Genomic DNA, 17,322 nt, shown 5'->3' on the forward strand with positions numbered 1-17,322 from the left:
GGTCCGGAGCGTCCGGCTCAGTGGATGATGCCGGTGCGCAGCGCGACCGCGACCATGCCGGCGCGGTCGCCGGTGCCCAGCTTGCGGGCGATCCGGGCGAGGTGGCTCTTCACGGTGAGCGCCGACAGGCCCATCGCCACGCCGATCGCCTTGTTGGACTGACCCTCGGCGACCAGCCGCAGCACCTCGACCTCGCGGCCGGAAAGCTCGCGGTAGGCGGCCTGCTGCGCGCCGGGCGCACCAGGGGCTCCGGGGGCGCCCGGCGCTCCGGCCGCGCCCGGCATGCCCGGCATCCCGGGGCGGCGCATCCGGCCGGCCAGCCCGGCGGCGCCGAGCGGCATCCCGGGGCGGCCCGGCATCGCGACGTTCGTCCGGGTGCCGGTCACCACGTATCCCTTGACGCCGCCGGCCAGCGCGCTGCGGACCGCGCCGATGTCGTCGGCGGCGGACAGCGCCAGGCCGTTGGGCCAGCCCGCGGCGCGGGTCTCGGCGAGGATGGTCAGCCCGGATCCGTCCGGGAGGTGGACGTCGGCGACGCAGATGTCGCGGGGGGTGGAGACCCGTGGGCGGGCCTCGGCGATGGAGGACACCTCGATCACGTCCCGGACACCGAGGGCCCACAGGTGGCGGGTGACGGTGTTTCGGACACGGGGATCGGCGATGACCACCATGGCGGTGGGCTTGGTCGGCCGGTAGGCGACCACGTTTGCGGGGTGCTCAAGAAGGACCGACACCAGGCCTCCTGCGGGGAGTGGCGGACGGAACCCCGATGGGGGCGGTCGGAGTGTTCCGCGTTGGGAAAGGGTCACAGACTGCTTCGGCAGCATCCGTGCCCGGCTTTAGCGAAAGATCACGATCTAGTGAGTAACAATACGGACAAATCGCGCAAATGATTGATGCGACATGCCTGGTATTCGCACAAAATCGATCAGATTCGGTGCCGATCGGTCGGTATCGACCGATGAATTGACGCAGAGCGGGTCCGAAGTCACACTCCGTCAGCCCTGGGGGTGGCGTCCGGCCCCCGGGTGCCGCCGGAGCCGCACACCACCCGTCAGTGCGACCGCGGGCGTCGCCGGGCCGGCATCGGGACCACTCCACCGAGTGAAGGAACCTCGGCGGTACCCTGCGGAGCCGGGGCGGCCGGCGGCAGGCCGGCGCTGACGCACAGCAGGTCCCCCCAGGCCGCCAGGTGCCGCTCGAAGCGGCCGTCGGCCGGGGTCCAGGAGGCCCGGATCTCGATCTCCGTCGAGGACGGGCGGTCCGCCAGGCCCCCGAAGTACTGGGAGGAGGCCAGCGTCACCGTGCCGGACGGCTCCGCGAACCCGGCGGCGTGCGCCTGCAGGGAGTCCAGCAGCCAGGCCCAGCCCACCTCGGAGAGCATCGGGTCCCCGGCCATCTCCGGCTCCAGCTCGGCCCGGGTCATCGTGACCACCCGGAACTCCCCGTTCCAGGCCTCCTGCCCGGCCGGGTCGTACAGCAGCACCAGCCGGCCGTCCGCCAGCTCCTCGCCGTCCACCTCGACCGAGGCGGTCACCGCGAACGAGTACGGGGCGAGCCGACGCGGCGCCGGCGCGGGGGAGAGCTGCACCTCGGGCCGCAACCGGGCCCCGTCCAGGGCCGCCACGGCCGCCCGGAACTCGCTCGGCGCCCCCTCGCGACCCGCTCCGCCACCTGCTCCGCCACCCTGTGCGGGGTGCCCTCCGACCGCTGCCATGTCCCGAAGACTAGGTCGAAGAACGGGGTTATCGCCGCAACTTCTCTCCCAGCGGCGTGCCGGAACGGCAAACCCGGACAGATCTTGGAGGAACCGACGAGACCGGCCGGGAAACCGGGCCCGGCACGCGTGCGAAGATTTGACGGTGAGCGAGACTACGGCAGACAGCACGGCGGCCACCCACGACGGCCCGACCACCCCCGGGCGCCGCGGCGCCGCGCACGACTCGGCGTTCCTGCGCGCCTGCCGGCACGAGCCCGTGCCGCACACCCCGGTGTGGTTCATGCGCCAGGCCGGCCGCTCGCTGCCCGAGTACCTGAAGGTCCGCGAGGGCATCCCCATGCTGGAGTCCTGCATGCGGCCCGAGCTGGTCAAGGAGATCACCCTCCAGCCGGTGCGCCGGCACAAGGTGGACGCCGCGATCTTCTTCAGCGACATCGTGGTGCCGCTCAAGGCCGTCGGCATCGACGTCGACATCAAGCCCGGCATCGGCCCGGTCATCGCCGACCCGATCCGCACCGCCGAGGACCTGAAGCGGCTGCGCCCGCTGGAGCCCGACGACGTCCCCTACATCACCGAGGCCGTCGGCCTGCTGGTGGACGAGCTCGGCGAGACCCCGCTGATCGGCTTCGCCGGCGCGCCGTACACGCTGGCCAGCTACCTGATCGAGGGCGGCCCGTCCAAGAACCATGAGAACACCAAGGCCATGATGTACGGGCAGCCCGAGCTGTGGGCCGCCCTGGTGGACCGGCTCGCGGACATCACCTCGGCCTTCCTCAAGGTGCAGATCGAGGCCGGCGCCTCCGCGGTCCAGCTGTTCGACTCCTGGGTCGGCGCCCTCGCGCCGGACGACTACCGCCGCTCGGTGATGCCGTCCAGCACCAAGGTCTTCGACGCCGTCGCCGGGTACGGCGTGCCGCGGATCCACTTCGGCGTCGGCACCGGCGAGCTGCTCGGCCTGATGGGCCAGGCCGGAGCCGACATCGTCGGCGTCGACTGGCGGGTCCCGCTGAACGTCGCCGCCGAGCGGGTCGGCCAGGGCAAGGGCCTCCAGGGCAACCTCGACCCGGCGGTGCTGTACGCGCCCACCAAGGTCGTCGAGACCAAGGCCCGCGAGGTGCTGCACGCCGCCCAGGCGCTCGGCACCAGCGGCCACATCTTCAACCTCGGCCACGGCGTGCTGCCGTCCATGGACCCGGACGCGCTCAGCCGCCTCGTCGCCTTCGTCCACGAGCCCCGCCCCCGCTCACCTCCGGGGGGGGGCCCCCCGGACTCCGGGGGCCCACTACCCGGCCGTGACCTCGATCCCGGCCCGGCGCAGCAGCGCCGCCGTCACCCCGTCACCCGGGCGCAGCTCCCCGGAGAACGTCCCGTCGTACACCTGACCGCAGCCGCAGGACGGGCTGCGCGCCATCAGCACCGCCCGCCGGGCCCCCGCCTCCTCGGCGGCGGACAGCGCCGCCCGGGCACCGGCCAGGAACTCCGCGGTGCAGTCCGCGCCCGTCGCGTCCACCACCCGGGCCCGCCCGTCCAGCACGTCCCCGCCGTCCCCGCCCACGATCTCCGCCGGCGGCCGCGGCGTCGGCAGCCCGCCCGCCCCCTCCGGGCACACCACCACGGCCCGCCCCTCCTCGACCAGCCGCACGGCGCCGTCGGAGGTCTTCGCCCGCCCGTCGTACCGACAGGGAATCCCGGCCAGACACGCACTCACCACGATCGGTTCCATGCGGTGGAGCCTACGGCGGCCGGCTCACTCCTCGAAGAGCTGGTCCCTCCGCATCGGGAACTCCCGCCGCCCGCACACGGTTTGGAGATGGTGCGGCTGCCAGATGGACACCGTGACGACTTCGTCCGCGTGCCCGGCGGCCGGGCCCAGCACGGTGCAGTCGATGTCGGCCGGGAACGGGAACGGCGAGTCCGCTTCGATCCACGCGCCGGGCCCGAGGGCCTGGTCCGTCCCGAACATCGCGGTCTTCCCGATGATCGACCACCGTCGGCCGTCCGCGTCCGTGAAACAGACCTCCACCACCCCGGGCTGCGGCTCGTCGTCCACCCACCGGACCGCCTCGCCCCACAGGTACACCACAGGGCAGCCTCCTCTCGGTCGGGACCGTACCGGGAGCGACGGTCACCGGCCTGCTCTTTTCGGGTGTGCAGCGGATTGAGGGTCCGGTGTAAGGGTCTGCGAGACTGCGGAGCATGTCGGATGCACAGGTCGTCGTCGTCGGTGGTGGGATCGCGGGGCTGGCTGCGGCCGCCTTCCTGAGCGGGGCGGCCGGGGGGCCGGCGCGGGCGCGGGTGACGGTGCTGGAGGCGTCCGGGCGGGTCGGCGGGAAGCTGTGGGGCGGGGAGGTCGGCGGGGTCCGGGTGGACCTCGGGGCCGAGTCGGTGCTGGCCCGGCGGCCGGAGGCGGTGGAGCTGGCGCGGGCGGTCGGGCTCGGCGGGGAGCTGGAGCCGCCGACCACCGCGAAGGCCGCGATCTGGACCCGCGGCGCGCTGCGGCCGCTGCCCGGCGGGCAGGTGATGGGCGTCCCCGGTGACCTGGAGGCGCTGGCCGCCTCCGGGGTGCTGACCGACGAGGGCCTGGAGCGGGCCCGGCACGAGCGGAGCACCGAGGTCGGCGACGACGTCGCGATCGGCCGCTACGTCGCCGACCGGCTGGGCCAGGAGGTGGTGGACCGGCTGGTCGAGCCGCTGCTCGGCGGCGTCTACGCGGGCCGCGCCGAGGAGATCTCGCTGCGCGCCGCCGTGCCGCAGCTGCTGTCGATCGCGCGTGACGGCGGCTCGCTGGTCGCGGGGGTGCACGAGCTGGCCTCGCGGCCGAAGGTGGTCGGCACCCCGGTGTTCCAGGGCCTGCGCGGCGGTCTCGGTACGCTGCCCGGCGCGGTCGCCGCGGCCTGTATCCGGGCGGGGGTGGACCTGCGCACCGACGCCCCGGTGGACGAGCTGCGCCGCACCCCCGACGGCTGGCGGGTGGTGACCGGCGGCGAGGTGCTGCACGCGGACGCCGTGGTGCTGGCCGTCCCGGCGCCCGCCGCGGCCCGGCTGCTGCGCGAGGACGCCCCGGCGGCCGCCACCGAGCTGGACGCCGTCGAGTACGCGGGCATGGCCCTGGTCACCCTGGCCTTCCGCCGCGCCGACCTGGCCGAGCCGCCGAGCGGCAGCGGCTTCCTGGTGCCGCCGGTGGACGGGCGGCAGATCAAGGCGTCGACCTTCTCCTCGAACAAGTGGGGCTGGCTGGAGCGCTCCGCGCCGGACGCGTTCCTGCTGCGCACCTCGCTGGGCCGGTACCGCGAGGAGGAGGCGCTGGGGCTGCCGGACGAGGAGCTGGTGGCGCGGTCGCTGGCGGACCTCAGGGAGGCGATCGGGCTGACCGCCCGGCCGTACGACACCTTCGTCTCGCGGTTCTCGGCCGGTCTGCCGCAGTACCCGGTGGGGCACCTGGACCGGGTGGCCCGGGTGCGGGCGGCGGCGGGGCGGGTGGGCAAGCTGGCGCTGTGCGGCGCCGCGTACGACGGGGTGGGCATTCCGGCGTGCATCGGTTCGGCGGCCGCCGCCGCGGCCGCCGTCGACAGACTGCTGACCCCGGCGACCGGGGAAGGTTCCACGGAGAGGACAATGGGCGCATGACTGAGAGCGTTGAGCGGGAGCCGGAGCAGCGGCCCGAGAAGAAGAAGGCGCGCGACCTGAACCAGGTCATCCGCTACACCATGTGGTCGGTGTTCAAGCTCAAGGGCGGCCTGCCCGAGGACCGCACCGCCCTGGCCGCCGAGGTGGACGAGCTGTTCGCGCAGCTGGACGCCAAGGACGTGACCGTGCGCGGTACGTACGACGTCTCCGGTCTGCGCGCGGACGCCGACATCCTGGTCTGGTGGCACGCCGCCGACTCGGACGACCTCCAGGAGGCGTACAACCGCTTCCGCCGCACCGGCCTCGGCCGGCTGCTGGAGCCGGTCTGGTCGAACATGGCGCTGCACCGCCCGGCCGAGTTCAACAAGTCGCACATCCCGGCCTTCCTGGCCGACGAGCGCCCGCGCGACTACGTCTGCGTGTACCCGTTCGTCCGCTCCTACGAGTGGTACCTGCTGCCGGACGCCGAGCGGCGCGCGATGCTCGCCGAGCACGGCCAGATGGCGCGCGGCTACCCGGACGTGCGGGCCAACACGGTGGCCTCGTTCGCGCTCGGCGACTACGAGTGGCTGCTCGCCTTCGAGGCGGACGAGCTGCACCGGATCGTCGACCTGATGCGCGACCTGCGCCCCTCCCGGGCCCGGCTGCACGTCCGCGAGGAGGTGCCGTTCTTCACCGGGCGCCGCAAGCCGGTGAGCGAGCTGCTGAACGGCCTGGTCTGAGCGGCCCACGGCTCCCGGAGGCCGGTTCCCCCGTGTCACACAGGGGAACCGGCCTCTGTGCCGTCGCGGTCCGGTCGCGGACCGGCGAACTCGCGCAGCACGGAGGTGTAGTGGTCGCCGAGGCCGACCCGGGTGACGTCGCGGAGCCGGTACTTGGTCGGCTCCGGGTACCAGCGGGCCTCGGTGTCGACCTCGTGCAGCCGCAGTGAGCGGGGGCGCAGCCCGGTGACGGTGCCGACCCGGCAGACGTCCGGATCCAGGTGTTCGGTGTGCAGGGTGATCAGGCCGTACTCGGCGCAGGCGGCGGTGAGCAGCCCGGGCAGGTCGTCCAGCGGCAGGTCGGCGCCGGGCGGGCGGACCGGCCACAGGCCGCGGCGGCGCAGCGCCCGTACGGTCAGGCCCTCCTCGCCGCCCCGGTCACGGACCTTGCGCAGGCCGGCGGTGCGGACGGCGCTCCAGCCGTCGAGGCGGTGGTCCGTGCAGGTGGCGAGCAGGGTCCAGACCGGGCCGGTGCCGAGGACGAAGCCCTCCAGCCGGTCCGCGCCGGGGAGGGTCCGGTGCAGTCGGACGAGCCGGCCCTCGGCCCGGGCGCGGTCGAGTACGGCGTGGTGGTGCTGGTCCATGGGCGGGAGTCTGCCCTGGTGGGAGGGGTCGGCGCAGCCGGTTTTCCCGGCTGTTGGCCGCGGCCCTAGCCGCGGTGCGGGCGCAGGGCGGCGCGGAGCCGGGCGTCGGGCAGGGCGGCGGGGCCGTTCATGGCGACGGCGGTGAGCAGTTCGCGTTCCTCGTCGTCGGCCAGGCCGCGCTGGCGGGCCGGGCGGACCTCGCGCAGCACCTCCTGCCCGATCGGGGAGGCCCAGCGGGTGTACGGGTAGACGTCGACGCGGGCCATCAGCAGGGTGCCGGAGGTGAGCACCAGCGGCAGCGAGAACCAGGCGAGCGGGGCGAGGGTGTCACCGCCGGTGAAGCCGTCGAGGGCCAGCGAGGCGGCCAGCAGGAGCAGTGACAGCAGCAGCGCGTGCCGGACCTGCCGGATCACCACCACGGTGTTGCGCTGCACCAGGGCCGGGGTGGCCAGGCCGGCCAAGGCGAGCCGGGCGCCGATCTCCAGCACGTTGGGGTGCTCGGCGACCGCCTGGCGCAGCTCGTCGGTGCGGCACTGGCCCTCGGGGCCGACGGTGGCGATGACCGCCCGCTCCAGGCGGCTGCGGCCCCTGGGGTCGACCACGGTGGTCCAGCCGGTGTGCGCCAGGTGGAGCCGTCCGCGGCCGGCCATCAGGACGAGGGCGAGTTCGACCACCCGGCCCGGGCCGCCGGCCAGGTAGGCGGTCTCGTACAGGCCGATGCCCACGGCTTCGGGGGGCCGCAGGCCGCTCTGGTCGGCGAGGGCGTCGGCGGTGGCGGTCATCCGGACCAGTCGGACGCAGGACAGGACAGCCGCGACACAGGCCGGTATGAGGAACAGCAACCACATGGGCTTGTTGTATGCCTGTGCCGACTGCGCGCGGAACGCCTTCCCGGTTCGCGATACCGAACTGTGACTTCCGCCGGGTGCCGCCGGAGTCAGGAGCCGCAGCCGCCACCGCCGCAGCTCGACCCGCAGCTGGAGGACGACGAGGAGCCGCAACTCGACGAGCTGGAGCCGCAGCTGGAGGAAGAGGAGCCGCAGCTCGACGAGGAGGACCCGCAGCCGGACGAGCCGCAGCCGGACCCGGAGGAGCCGGAGGAACCGGAGTCGGAGGAGCCGCACCAGGCGGCGGAGCCGCCGTCGGAGCCGGAGGAGCAGGAGGAGGACGAGGACGAGGACGAGGAGGTCGCGGAGCCGTTCGCGGCGGTGGCCTGCCGGAAGAACTCCTCGTCGTCGGTCGACGCGGCCAGCATCGCGGCCTCCAGCTCCGGCTCCCCCAGCCCGGCGGCGGCCAGGCCGCCGAGCGCGAGCGCGCCCAGCAGCGCGCCGCCGGCCAGCCGCGGCGACACCCCGGCATTGGGCTTCCACGGCCCCTGCATCAGGGACAGCTGGCGCTGCCCGGCCGGGGTGATCCGGCTCTTGACGAGCGGGGTGACGAGCAGCGAGACGACGCCCACGATCAGCAGGATGACCGGGATCCAGAGCTTCGGGCGCTCGTGGCCGGCGGCGCCGTCGTCGAGCAGCGGGGCGGCCACCATGGAGGCCGCCACCAGGAGCAGCGCGAGCCAGAGCAGCCGGCGGGCGGTGCGGGCCCGCCGCAGCCGCTCGGGGCGGCGCATCAGGCCGCGGTCGGCGAGCCGGTCGCCGATCTCCTGGACGGCGGTGGAGCGCATCACGGTGCGGCGCAGCGGGCCGAGCTGACGGCTCCCGGTCGGTCCGACGGCGTCCTGGACCGCCTTGTCGACGGCGTCGTACGGCTTGGCACCGGTGAGCGTGACCAGGCCGGAGCGGCTGACCACGGCCTGCTCACTCATGTGCATCCGGACCAGGGCGGTGTCGAACACCCGCGCCGGCCCGCCGGACAGGAACGCGGTGTCGAGCAGCGGCAGGCCGCGGCCGGGCAGGCCCTTGGCGTACCGGACCTGGCCGATGCGCTGCCGGGTCCGGACCGCGTGGACCGCGGCGGCCGCCAGCAGGACGGCCGGGACGATGAAGTAGCTGTTGTGCCACATGGGCGGTTCCCCCCGAGGTGGTGATGGTTCGTCAGGGCCCGGTGGCCCCGCGGTCGCCGACGGCCGGCCGGGTGTCCGACAGTCGACGGCTACCGGCTACCGGCTACCGGCTACCGGCTACCGGCGCAGGGCCCGGCGCAGGCGGGTGAGCGGGCCCGGCGGTCGTACGGGGGCCGGGTGGAGCCACTGCTCCAGGGCCCGGCGGTGGTCGGCGGCGAGCGGGCCGCCGTCGGTGAGCACCCACTGCGCGAAGGCCCGGGCGTCGGCCCGGTAGCCGCCGGTCTGCGGGTGGGAGCGGGCGTAGTCGAGGAAGAGCGGCCCGTACCCCGCCCCGAGCGTACGGGGCAGGTCGGGGGCCACCTTGGCGGTGGTGTCCCGCCGCTTGGCGGCCAGGCCGGTGGACTGGGCGCGGACCTGGCGTTCGTCGAAGCCGGGCGGGACGGGGCCGCCGGCCACCAGGGCGGCCAGCAGCTCCTCCTGGCGCCGGGCCAGGCGCCGCCGGGCGGCGGCGAGGTCCTGGTCGGCGGTGTCCCGCGCGGTCCCGGTCAGGTCGGTCATCGTCGGGTGCTCCCCTCCAGCACCCGGCGGATGGCGTCCAGTTCACCGGCCAGCTCGCTGGGCGGCGGGAAGTTGGCGTCCCGCTCCAGCAGGACCCCGGGCGGCGCGGTCCGCGCGCACAGCTCGGCCAGCACCTCCAGCACCGGCTCGGTGACGGGGTGGGCGTGGGTGTCGTGCCAGACGCCGTCGACCAGGGTGCCGCCCGCGACGTGGACGTAGGCGAGCGCCTCCAGCGGCAGGCGGTCGAGCTCGGCGGCCGGGTCGATGCCGAGGTTGACCCGGTTGGTGTGCAGGTTGGCGACGTCGATCAGCAGCCGGACGCCGGTGCGCTCGACCAGCTCGGCGAGGAACTGGCCCTCGGTGAACTCGTCGTCCGGCCAGGCGAGCTGGGCGGCGATGTTCTCCAGGGCGAGCGGCACCGGCAGCTGGTCCTGGGCGATCCGGACGTTCTCGGCGATCACCCGCAGCGAGTCCCGGGTGCGGGGGACGGGCAGCAGGTGGCCGGCCTCCAGGCCGCCGGCCCGGACGAACGCCAGGTGCTCGGTGACCAGCGGGGAGCCGAGCGCCAGCGCGGCCTCGGCGAGCCGGGCGAGGCGGGCGGGGTCGGGCAGGTCGGCGCCGCCGAGGCCGAGGCCGACGCCGTGCGGGACGACGGTGACGCCGCGTCCGCGCAGGACGGTCAGGGAGTCGGGCAGGTGGTCGGCGCAGATGTTCTCGGCGACCACCTCGACCCAGTCCAGGCCGGGCTGGCGCTCGACCACGGTGTCGATCTCGCCGCGCCAGCCGAGGCCGACGCCCAGGCGGGGCGCGGCGTCCCGGGAGGCGGTGTCCCGGGGCGCGGTCGCCAGCGGTGCGGCGTCCTGGGGCGCGGTGGCCAGGGCAGGGGAAGTCATCGGTTTCGCCCCCTTCGGAGGGCCGGGTGGGAGGGCCGTCGACCGGTGCGGCGTCGTCGCCGGACCCGTGCGGCCGTGTTGCTGAGGATGTCCCCGGGTGGGGTGGCTGCCAAGCCTCACCCGGTCTTCTCAGAGCATTATTTGAGCATGTCGTTCCGGTCGTGAGGGACTTGGGTCCCGAGCCCGGGCCGTCCCCCGCAGGTGGGGGTGCCCTCCGGCGGATAAATCGGAGGCGCCGGGCGGGTGGGCGCGGCTAGCGTGGGAATCCATGACTTCTTCGAATTCCTCCCCCCTGACGATCCGGGACTTCCGCCCCGAGGACGCCGAGGCCGTGGCCGCGGCCCACCGGGCCGGGCGCGAGCACCTGGTGCTCTCCGCCGAGACCCTGCTCTGGCTGAACGGCCGGCCGAGCCCCGAGGAGCACTTCCGCACCTTCGTCGCCGAGCTGGACGGCCGGGTGGTCGGCGCGGTGCGCTGCGGGGTGGTGCTCGGGACGTCGGTCGCGGGTGTCGGCTACGCCAACGGCAGTGTGCTGCCCGGGTTCCGGCGGCGCGGCGCGGCCACCGCGCTGCTGGCCGCGGCCGAACGGCACCTGGCCGGGCACGGGGTGACGGAACTGCACACCTGGATGGACGACGAGCCCGCCTCGGTGGCCTTCGCCACCGCCCGGGGGTACCGGCTCGGGCGCACCATGCAGTTCGCCGGACGGGACCTGGCGCTGCCGCTGCCGCCGGCGTCCGTACTGCCGCCCGGCGTCGAGCTGCGCCCGGCCGCGGACTGGGCGGCCGACCCGCACCCGGTGTTCCTGGTCGAGGCGGACGCCATCCTGGACGAGCCCGGCAGCGAGGTGCCGATGGACGCCCTGGAGTACGAGGACTGGCTGCGCGACGACTGGAACCGGCCGGACCGGGACCTGGCCCTGAGCGTCGTCGCCGTGGTGGACGGCCGGCCGGCCGCGTTCAGCATGGCGCAGACCGACGGGGTGGACCGCTACTGGTCCGCGTTCACCGCCTGCCACCGGGAGTTCCGCGGCCGCGGGCTGACCAAGTCGGCCAAGCTGGAGTCCCTGCGGCTCGCCGCCGCGGCGGGCCTCCGGCACGCGTACACCAGCAACGACACGACCAACGGGCCGATGCTGGCGATCAACGCCTGGCTGGGCTACGAGCGCTGCGCGGCGGAGCGCAAGGGGATCAAGCGGCTGGGGCGGCCGTCGGAGCAGGGGGCCTGACGCCGCCGGGCCGCGTCCCCGGACGCGGCCCGCGCCCGCACCTGTGGCCGTGCCCGTTTCGCCCCCGGTTTCGCAGTGGCGGGGGCCGGGCCACTTCGGCCAGATGTGGTCCAGACCACGTGGGACGAATCGGGACAGCCCGGGCTGCTTCGGGCGCGAAGTGGCTTGAACTGTAATGGTTTTGCTCCACTCCTGTCACGACCTGGGCATAATCGCGCACATGACGATCAGCCGTGCGAACGTGAGCGCGATTGCCGAGGACCTGTACGTGTGGCTCCCGCCGAAGCGGGGGTGGGGCCTGGCCAACTGCGGCCTGCTGGCCTCGGAGACCACCGCGCTCTGGATCGACACGCCGTACGACCCCTCGATGGCCGGGGAGTTCCTCGCCGCGAGCCGGCGGCTGCTGCCGGACGGGGTCGGGGTCGACCGGGTGGTCGTCACCCACGCCAACGGGGACCACCTGTGGGGCGCCGGGGTGCTGCCGGACGCCGAGGTGATCGCCACCCGCGAGGCGCTGGAGCACATCCACTGGGAGCCCACCCCGCAGCAGCAGCACGCGCTGGTCACCAACAGCGACCCGGACTCGCCGCTCGGCGGCTACCTGAAGGAGCACTTCGGGCAGTTCGACTGGTCCGGCACCGAGCCGGTGCGCCCCGACACCGTCTTCACCGGCGAGCTGGAACTGACCGTCGGCCGCTACCCGGTGCGGATCACCAGCCTGCCCGCCGCCCACACCGGCGGCGACCTGCTGGTCCACCTCCCGCACCAGCGCGCGGTGTTCACCGGCGACGTGATCTTCTCCTCGACGCCCGAGCAGCCCGGCGACCACCCCTCGCACTGGGCCGGACCGCTGGAGAACGTCATCGGCGCCTGCGAGCAGGCCCTGGCCACCGGCGCGGAGATCTTCGTCCCCGGCCACGGCCCGGTGCTCGACCGCGACGGCGTCCGCGAGCACATCGGCTACCTCGCCTACGTCCGCGAGCGCGCCCACGCCCTGCACGCCGCCGGGATACCCGCGCTGGACGCCGCCCGGCGGGTGATAGCCGAGCAGCGCCACCCCGAACTCGGCCTGCCCGAGCGGCTGGTGATCACCGTCGCGGCCGAGTACCGGCACCTGGACGGCTCGGCGGCCCCCGGCGCCCTGGAGGCCCTGGGCCAGGTCGCCCTGGTGGCCCGGGAACTGGCCGAGGACGAGGCCCGCGCCCAGCGCCCGCGCACCGCCCGGCCCTGACCCCGCCAGGGCCCGGCACCGCCCGATCCTGATCCCGTCCGGGCCCGCCCCCCGGTCGTCCCGGCCGCACCACCCGGTCCACCCCGCAAGCACCCCCGAGGACTTCGATGACGCAGATCGCGCTGATCGTCCTGGCGCTGGTCGCCGCCGCGGCCGCGGCCGTGCTCGCCCGCGGCCGGGCCGTCGCCGTCACCCGGGCGACGACCGCCGAGACCGCGCTCGGCCGGGGCGAGGAGCGCGCCCGGACCGCCGAGGGCCGGCTCGCCCGCGCGGAGCAGCAGCAGCGCGACGCGCAGGAGGCCGCCCGGCGCTCCGCCGAGGAGGCCCGGCGGGCGGAGGAGCGCACCCGGGCCGCCGAGGACAGCGTCCGCGAGGCGCAGGAGGCGGCCCGGCAGGCGCAGGACACCGTCCGGGACGCCATGCAGCAGGGCTCCGCCGCGACCGCCCGGGCCGAGCAGGCCGAGCGCGCGCTCGCCGAGGCCGAGGCGCGCGGCACCGCGCTGCTCGCCGAGATCGGCCACCTCGCCCAGGAGCGGGTCGCCGCCACCGCCGTACGCCTCACCCACGGCAACGCCCCGCTGGTCGGCCCGCTGGACCCGCAGGCCGTCGGCCCGGAGGCGGTCCGGGCGCTGCAGGGCGTCCTGGACGCCGCCCAGGCCGCCCTCGCCGACGAGCGCGAGCGGGTGGACGCCGCCGCCCGCGCCGCCATGCGCGGCGCCACCTCCCGGATCCAGACCCTGCTGTACCAGATCCAGAGCCTGGTCCAGCAGCTCCAGCACGAGAACGACGACCCCCGGCTGCTGGAGGTCGACTTCCGCAACGAGGTCGCGCTGCGCCGGATCCAGACCATCGCGGTGCTCTGCGAGGCCTGGCCGGGACTGGCCCGCACCGACTCGCCGCTCGCCGAGGTGGTCGTCGGCGCGCTCTCCCGGGTGCCCGGCTACGCCCGGATCAAGGTCGCCAACCACCTGCGCGAGCAGCGCCTCGCCGTGGTCGCCCGGGCCGCCGAGCCGATCGCCGTCACCATCGCCGAGCTGCTCGCCAACGCCACCGCCTGCTCCCATCCGGAGACCGACGTCCCGGTCACCGTCCAGCAGGGCGGCCGCGGCGCGCTGGTGATCATCGACGACAGCGGCATCGGCATGGACGAGGACCAGCTGCGCCGTGCCCGCCGGCTGCTGGCCGGCCCGCCCGACATGCTGCTCACCGAGCTCGGCAACCCGCCCAAGACCGGCTTCGCGGTGATCGGCAAGCTGGCCCGCCAGTACGGCTTCTCCTGTCACATCGAGCCCTCGCCGTACGGCGGCATGCGGACCATCCTGCGCATCCCGGCCGCGCTGGTGACCGTCGTGGACGACGAGCAGCCGCTGTCGGTGCTCACCCCGCTGCCGCTGCGGGCCGGCTCCGGCCCGGCCCCGGCGCCCACCGTCGCGGCCGTCCCGCCGATGCGCGACGCGGACGAGCAGGACGGCCCGCGGCTCGCCGACCGCCACAACCAGCCGGGCCCGCACCCGGCCCCGGCCATCCGCGTGGTGCCCGACCCGGTCGCGGAGGGCCCGGTCGCGGACGGCCCGGCGGGGGAGGGCCAGGCGGGTGCGTCCGTCCCGGCCGAGCCCGGCCCGGACGCCCCCGCGACGGACACCCCCTCGACGGACGCGTCCGCGGCCGACGACGGCACCGGCCTGCCGACCCGGCGCCGCCGCCGTCCGCTGGCCGCCGAGCAGCCCGCCGCCGTACGGCCGGCCGCCGCCAAGCCCGCCCCCGCCCGCGCGGCCGCGCGCACCCCCGAGCAGGCCGCCGCCCACTGGCAGGCGCTGCAGCAGGGCACCGACTCCGGCCGGGCCGCCGTGGCCCGGGCCGAGCGCGAGGAGGCCGCCGGCTCCGCACCCGGCCGGACCGCCCCCGGAAACAGCGACAGCACCACCGGTACGACCGCCACCACCCCCGGCGACACCACCGCCGACCGCGACCCCGGTGACCCGAGCACCGGTCCGACCTCAGAAGGAGCCGAGCAGTGAGCAGCACGCCCAGCCCGACCGCCACCGACGAGATCTCGTGGGTGCTGACCCCGCTGCTGGAGCTCCCGGGGGTGCTGCACGCCGTCATCGCCACCGGGGACGGCCTGGTCGAGGGAGCCTCGGACGGCCTGGAGCGCGCCTCGGCCGAGCGGGTCGCCGCGATGACCGCCACCGTGCACGCCGCCGCCCGGGCCTTCACCGCCGCGTTCACCGACGTCGAGCGGCCCCGGCTGGCCCAGACCGTGGTGGAGTCCGACCTCGGCTACGCCGTCGTGGTGCCCGCCGGGGAGAACACCTCGCTCGCCGTCTTCACCTCGCCGGACGCCCAACTCGGCAACGTCGCCTACCAGATGCAGCTGCAGGTCGCCGCCCTCGGTCGCGCGCTCGCGAGCCCGACCCGGCGGCAGGACGACGACGTCCGGTCATGACCGCCGTCCCCCGCAGGCGGATGGTGCCCGCCTACCTGGCCACCGGCGGCCGCAGCCGCCCCGGCACCAAGGGCTTCGAGCGGCTGACCGTGCTGTTCGCCGACCGCGCGGACCCGCCGGAGGCGCTCGACCCCGAACACCGCCGGCTCTGGGAACTGCTGCGCCCCGGCGCGCTGACCGTGGTGGAGGCCGCCGCGCACCTGAGCCTGCCGGTCAGCGCCACCGTCTTCCTCGCGGCCGACCTGGTCGAGGCGGGCTGCCTGCACGCCCGCGCGCCGATCCCGCGCGCCCAGCAGACCGACCGCTCCATCGTCGAGAGGCTCCTCGTTGGACTCCGTGCGCTCCGGTGACCCGGCCGCCCGGCCGGAACCGGAAGACCAGAGCCGGGTGGGCTACCTGCCCGACCAGGACCAGACGCTGATGAAACTGGTGGTGGCCGGCCCGTTCGGGGTCGGCAAGACCACCCTCATCCGGACCCTCTCCGAGATCGCCACCCTGCACACCGAGGAGGCGATGACCGAGACCGGCCGCCCGGTGGACGACCTGGCGGGCGTACCCGGGAAGTCCACCACCACCGTCGCCGTCGACTTCGGCCGGCTCACCCTGCCCGGCAACGTGGTGCTCTACATGTTCGGCACCCCCGGCCAGCGCCGCTTCTTCCCGCTCTGGCAGGACATCGCCCGCGGCGCGGTGGGCGCCCTGGTGCTCGCCGACACCCGCCGGCTGGCCGACTCCTTCGAGATCATGGACATGGTCGAGGAGCAGGGCCTGCCGTACGCCGTCGCCGTCAACCGCTTCCCGGACGCGCCGGACCACCCGGTCGAGGTGCTGCGCACCCACCTGGACCTGCACGCCGCCACCCCGCTGCTGCTCTGCGACGCGCGCGAGCGCGACAGCAGCCTGGACGCGCTGATCGCGCTGGCCGAGCACGTCCTGGAGGCCCTGCCCGCCGCCCCCGACGGCCCGGACCCCGCCGGCCCGGACCCCGTCACCTCGGACCCCGCCACCCCGGAGCAGCCGTGACCGTCGAGTCCCGCCCGACCCCGATCCACGGCCCGGTCTTCGCCGCCGACCCCCAGCTGGTCTACGAGCGGCTGCGGCGGCACGGCGCGGTCGCCCCGGTGGAGATCGCGCCCGGCGTCGAGGCCCTGCTGGTCACCGACTACCAGGCCGCGCTGGACCTGCTGCGCGACACCGACACCTTCTCCAAGGACTCCCGGGCCTGGCAGCGGACCGTCCCGCCGGACTCCCCGCTGCTGCCGGTGCTCGGCTACCGCCCGACCGCGCTGTTCAGCGACGGCGAGACCCACGCGCGCTACCGGGCGGTGATCACAGACGCCCTCGCGCTGTTCGAACCGCACCGGCTCCAGCGCCAGGTCGCCGAGACCGCGCACCGGCTGATCGACCGCTTCGCCGCCGTCGGGCACGCCGACCTGATCGCCGAGTACGCCCGCCGGCTGCCCGCCTTCGCGCTCACCACCTGGTTCGGCGTGCCGCAGGAGCAGCGCGAGGAGGTGGTGGACGCGATCACCGGGCTGATCGAGTCCACCGCCCGGGCCGGCGCCTCGTACGGGAAGCTCCTGGCGGTGGTCACCGCGATGGTCGCCGAGCGCCGCGAGCGCCCCCGGCACGACCTCACCTCGATGTACGTCACCCACCCGGTCGGGCTGGACGACGACGAGGTGATCCGGCAGATCACCCTGACCCTGATCGCCGGGCACGAGCCGACCACCAACCTGATCGGCAACGCCCTGCTGCGCCTGCTCACCGACGCCCGCTACGCCGGCTCGCTGTTCGGCGGGGCGATGACCGCCCACCAGGCGATCGACGAGGTGCTCTGGCACGAGCCGCCGATGGCCAACCTCTCGGCCCACTACCCGCGGTACGACATCACCTTCCACGGCCGCGAGATCAAGGCGGGCACGCTGGTGCTGGTCTCGTACGCGGCCGCCAACTCCCAGGCCGCGCCGCCCACCGACGGCGGCGGGCTGCGCAGCGGCGAGAGCGCCCACCTGGCCTGGGCGGCCGGCCCGCACGCCTGCCCGGCCCGGGACCCGGCCCTGCTGATCGCGATCACCGCCATCGAGCAGCTGGGCAGCCGCCTCAGCGACCTCGAACTGTCCACCCCCGCCGAGGACCTGCTCTGGCGCCCGGGCCCGTTCCACCGGGCCCTGACGCACCTCCCGGTCCGCTTCGCACCGGTCGAGGGGTAGGCCCGGACGGGCCCGGACGGCGCGGAGGCCCGGACACTGTACGTGTC

Annotated in this window: 15 protein-coding genes and 2 pseudogenes; 10 read left to right on the forward strand and 7 right to left on the reverse strand. The window is 75.2% G+C overall.

All coding sequences use genetic code 11. The annotated features are described in order from the left end of the window. Window positions 1–17: 17 nt before the first annotated feature. On the reverse strand, window positions 18–734 hold the full coding sequence (locus tag ACFRQN_RS33230; protein ID WP_049651279.1) for a response regulator transcription factor: 717 nt from the start codon (window positions 732–734) through the stop codon (window positions 18–20). Between the two features lie 320 nt (window positions 735–1,054). Further along, a complete protein-coding gene (locus tag ACFRQN_RS33235) occupies window positions 1,055–1,717 on the reverse strand; it encodes a DUF3000 domain-containing protein (RefSeq protein ID WP_380744091.1) in 663 nt (220 codons plus the stop codon). 235 nt (window positions 1,718–1,952) lie between these two features. Here ACFRQN_RS33235 and hemE point away from each other — a divergent pair. Continuing rightward, window positions 1,953–2,963, forward strand: a pseudogene (hemE, locus tag ACFRQN_RS33240) (uroporphyrinogen decarboxylase); the annotation flags it as partial. A 39-nt stretch (window positions 2,964–3,002) separates the two neighbouring features. On the opposite strand, the gene ACFRQN_RS33245 reads toward hemE, so the two are convergent. Further along, window positions 3,003–3,443: a DUF523 domain-containing protein gene (locus tag ACFRQN_RS33245; protein ID WP_380744103.1), complete on the reverse strand. Its 441-nt coding sequence runs from the start codon at window positions 3,441–3,443 to the stop codon at window positions 3,003–3,005. Between the two features lie 473 nt (window positions 3,444–3,916). Between ACFRQN_RS33245 and hemG the strand changes: the two genes are divergently transcribed. After that, a complete protein-coding gene (hemG, locus tag ACFRQN_RS33250; protein ID WP_380744093.1) occupies window positions 3,917–5,347 on the forward strand; it encodes a protoporphyrinogen oxidase in 1,431 nt (476 codons plus the stop codon). Next, a complete protein-coding gene (gene hemQ / locus ACFRQN_RS33255; RefSeq protein ID WP_049651284.1) occupies window positions 5,344–6,069 on the forward strand; it encodes a hydrogen peroxide-dependent heme synthase in 726 nt (241 codons plus the stop codon). The genes hemG and hemQ overlap by 4 nt, the downstream gene beginning before the upstream one ends. 35 nt (window positions 6,070–6,104) lie before the next feature. On the opposite strand, the gene ACFRQN_RS33260 is transcribed toward hemQ, so the two are convergent. The 4 genes and pseudogenes from ACFRQN_RS33260 to ACFRQN_RS33275 all read right to left on the reverse strand — a co-directional run bounded on the left by ACFRQN_RS33260 (window position 6,105) and on the right by ACFRQN_RS33275 (window position 10,157). Next, a complete protein-coding gene (locus ACFRQN_RS33260; protein ID WP_380744095.1) occupies window positions 6,105–6,692 on the reverse strand; it encodes a hypothetical protein in 588 nt (195 codons plus the stop codon). 65 nt (window positions 6,693–6,757) lie between these two features. Further along, the gene (locus ACFRQN_RS33265) at window positions 6,758–7,540 is read right to left on the reverse strand and encodes a TIGR04222 domain-containing membrane protein (protein WP_049651285.1); all 783 of its coding nucleotides are present in this window, start codon (window positions 7,538–7,540) and stop codon (window positions 6,758–6,760) included. A gap of 89 nt (window positions 7,541–7,629) precedes the next feature. Beyond that, window positions 7,630–8,706, reverse strand: a complete 1,077-nt coding sequence (locus tag ACFRQN_RS33270; RefSeq protein WP_380744097.1) for a TIGR04222 domain-containing membrane protein — start codon at window positions 8,704–8,706, stop codon at window positions 7,630–7,632. A gap of 117 nt (window positions 8,707–8,823) precedes the next feature. After that, window positions 8,824–10,157 (reverse strand): annotated as a pseudogene (locus ACFRQN_RS33275) (DUF692 domain-containing protein). Window positions 10,158–10,425: 268 nt separating this feature from the next. Here ACFRQN_RS33275 and ACFRQN_RS33280 point away from each other — a divergent pair. The 7 genes from ACFRQN_RS33280 to ACFRQN_RS33310 all read left to right on the forward strand — a co-directional run bounded on the left by ACFRQN_RS33280 (window position 10,426) and on the right by ACFRQN_RS33310 (window position 17,275). Next, window positions 10,426–11,385, forward strand: coding sequence for a GNAT family N-acetyltransferase (locus tag ACFRQN_RS33280; protein ID WP_380744099.1), 960 nt, complete (start codon window positions 10,426–10,428; stop codon window positions 11,383–11,385). A 220-nt stretch (window positions 11,386–11,605) separates the two neighbouring features. After that, entirely contained in the window at window positions 11,606–12,616 is a 1,011-nt protein-coding gene (locus ACFRQN_RS33285; RefSeq protein ID WP_049651288.1) for an MBL fold metallo-hydrolase, read from the forward strand. A gap of 107 nt (window positions 12,617–12,723) precedes the next feature. After that, on the forward strand, window positions 12,724–14,634 hold the full coding sequence (locus tag ACFRQN_RS33290; protein WP_380744101.1) for an ATP-binding protein: 1,911 nt from the start codon (window positions 12,724–12,726) through the stop codon (window positions 14,632–14,634). After that, a complete protein-coding gene (locus ACFRQN_RS33295) occupies window positions 14,631–15,062 on the forward strand; it encodes a roadblock/LC7 domain-containing protein (RefSeq protein ID WP_049649591.1) in 432 nt (143 codons plus the stop codon). The genes ACFRQN_RS33290 and ACFRQN_RS33295 overlap by 4 nt, the downstream gene beginning before the upstream one ends. Continuing rightward, a complete protein-coding gene (locus ACFRQN_RS33300) occupies window positions 15,059–15,412 on the forward strand; it encodes a DUF742 domain-containing protein (RefSeq protein WP_049649592.1) in 354 nt (117 codons plus the stop codon). The genes ACFRQN_RS33295 and ACFRQN_RS33300 overlap by 4 nt, the downstream gene beginning before the upstream one ends. A 70-nt stretch (window positions 15,413–15,482) precedes the next feature. Beyond that, window positions 15,483–16,085 carry an ATP/GTP-binding protein gene (locus ACFRQN_RS33305; RefSeq protein ID WP_380744105.1) on the forward strand — a complete coding sequence of 201 codons (603 nt, stop codon included), beginning with the start codon at window positions 15,483–15,485 and terminating at the stop codon, window positions 16,083–16,085. After that, window positions 16,082–17,275 (forward strand): cytochrome P450, encoded by a 1,194-nt coding sequence (locus ACFRQN_RS33310; RefSeq protein WP_049649594.1) that lies wholly within the window; start codon window positions 16,082–16,084, stop codon window positions 17,273–17,275. The genes ACFRQN_RS33305 and ACFRQN_RS33310 overlap by 4 nt, the downstream gene beginning before the upstream one ends. The last annotated feature ends 47 nt before the right edge of the window (window positions 17,276–17,322 follow it).

Source organism: Kitasatospora sp. NPDC056800 (assembly GCF_042789775.1).
GTDB lineage: Bacteria > Actinomycetota > Actinomycetes > Streptomycetales > Streptomycetaceae > Kitasatospora.